This is a genomic window from Mucilaginibacter gilvus (assembly GCF_004054195.1).
Lineage (GTDB): Bacteria > Bacteroidota > Bacteroidia > Sphingobacteriales > Sphingobacteriaceae > Mucilaginibacter > Mucilaginibacter gilvus.
This window is the reverse complement of record NZ_SBIW01000018.1, coordinates 1-512: the sequence shown is the minus strand read 5'-3', so window position 1 is coordinate 512 and position 512 is coordinate 1. Positions and strand designations below refer to the sequence as shown.

General features: G+C 54.9%; 1 protein-coding gene. It reads right to left on the bottom strand.

Going from position 1 to position 512, the window contains the following annotated elements; genetic code table 11:
- The coding region (locus tag EPL05_RS21710; protein WP_134240088.1) for a cadherin-like beta sandwich domain-containing protein at positions 1–512 on the bottom strand (512 nt) is incomplete at both ends.

The following is a 512-nucleotide window of genomic DNA, read 5'->3' as shown; positions in this document are numbered from 1 at the left end:
GCGCCGGTCAGGGTTATCGGGGCCGAGGCGACACCGCTGGCTACCGTGCTGCCATTTACCCGGATCACCGAACCTGCATCCTGTGCCGTTAGGGTAAGCGATATCGTACTGGCCGACGAACTTACCGTGGTGGTATAATTAAGATCTGCAGGGCCGCTTACCTGGGTAACAGACGCAAACGGGTTGGATTCTATTTTGCTCAGATAGGCATTATCTGACAAGCCTTTCACTGCGGTGATGCGGTACGTTTTGGTGGTCGTGCCGTTCTCTGCCGTTACCAGCACATCTATCGGCGTAGATGCGCCTGTAAGGATTATCGGGCCGGAAGCTACGCCGCTGGCTACCGTCGTACCATTTATTTTGATCACCGAGCCTGCATCCTGTGCGGTTAAGGTAAGCGATATCGTGCTGGCCAACGAACCTACCGTGGCGGTATAGTTAAGGTCTGCCGGGCCGCTTACCTGGGTAAGTGGCGATAACGGGTTGGTGGCTATTTTGCTCAGGTAAGCATT